This window comes from Actinosynnema sp. NPDC050801 (genome assembly GCF_040673975.1).
Lineage (GTDB): Bacteria > Actinomycetota > Actinomycetes > Mycobacteriales > Pseudonocardiaceae > Actinosynnema.
On the sequence record NZ_JBFAQZ010000061.1, the window covers coordinates 1 to 1,268 of the forward strand.

The 1,268-nt window shown below is 69.5% G+C and carries 2 protein-coding genes; both read left to right on the plus strand.

From position 1 onward, the window contains the following. Positions 1-64 precede the first annotated feature (64 nt). Entirely contained in the window at positions 65-355 is a 291-nt protein-coding gene (locus tag AB0K14_RS40845; protein ID WP_360466799.1) for a transposase, read from the plus strand. Next, positions 352-1,236 carry an IS3 family transposase gene (locus AB0K14_RS40850; protein WP_360466802.1) on the plus strand — a complete coding sequence of 295 codons (885 nt, stop codon included), beginning with the start codon at positions 352-354 and terminating at the stop codon, positions 1,234-1,236. Before AB0K14_RS40845 ends, AB0K14_RS40850 begins: the two co-directional genes overlap by 4 nt. Positions 1,237-1,268: the final 32 nt, after the last annotated feature.

Below are 1,268 nucleotides of genomic sequence, written 5' to 3' on the forward strand. Positions count from 1 at the left end.
TGAGGTTGTCCCCTTGAACCGGACACCCTGATCCCAGACAGCGGTCTGGGGAAGGATGTTCCCCGTGTCAGGCAAGTCGAAGTACCCCGAGCAGTTCCGCAGGGACGCCGTGGAGCTGGCCCGTTCGTCGGACCGGCCGTTGCGGCAGGTCGCCCGCGAGCTGGGCGTGAACCACGAGACCCTGCGCAACTGGGTCCGCACCGCCGAACAGGCCCAGGCCGGGCCGGTCGACACGGCGGCGATGGTGGACCAGGAGGAGCTGCGGGCACTGCGCAAGCGCGTGGCCGAGCTCGAACTGGAGAAGGACATCCTCCGCAAGGCGGCCGCGTATTTTGCCAAGGAGATGGGTCGTTGACCCGCAGCTACCGGTTCATCTCCGAACACCGCGCCGTCTTCGGCGTCACCCGGCTGTGCAGGGTCCTGGGCGTGCGGCGTCCGGGCTTCTACGAATGGCTCGCCGCCGCCCCGGCCAGGGCGGAGCGGGCCGAGGCGGACGGGCGCCTGGCCGCCGAGATCGGCGAGGTCCACGCCGGTCACCGGGGCGCCTACGGGCGACCGCGGATCGTCGTCGCGCTGCGCCGCCGCGGACACCGGGTCAACCACAAACGGGTCGGTCGGGTCATGCGCGAGCGCGGGGTCGCCGGTCTCACCCGCAGACGGCGCAGGTCACTGACCAGGCCCGATGTCGTCACAGCACCGGTGCCGGACCTGATCGGTCGGGACTTCACCGCCCCGGCCCCGGGCCGGCGGCTGGTCGGTGACATCACGTACCTGCCCACGCGGGAGGGGTGGCTCTACCTGGCCACGGTGATCGATCTGCACAGCCGCGAGGTGGTCGGGCACGCGATGGCCGACCACATGCGCGCCGAGTTGGTCCGCGACGCCCTCGACCTCGCCGTCAAACGCGGTCTGATCAGCGGTAATGCGGTTTTTCACGCCGATCGCGGGTCGCAATACACCTCCGGGCTGTTCCGCTCCGCGCTCGCCGGTCACGGCATCCGTCCGTCGGTGGGGCGCACCGGGTCCTGCTTCGACAACGCGGTCGCGGAGTCGTTCTTCGCCACCCTCAAGACCGAGATCGGCACCACCGTCTGGGACACCCGCGGCGACGCCCGACGCGGCGTTTTCGCCTACCTGGGCTACTACAACCACGACCGTCTACATTCGACACTCAGCTACCGCACTCCGCACGAAGTCCGTGTCGGCTATCGTCAAGGTCTCGCCCTCGTGGCATGAAATCCGGTGTCCGGTCTTCGGGGACAACCTCA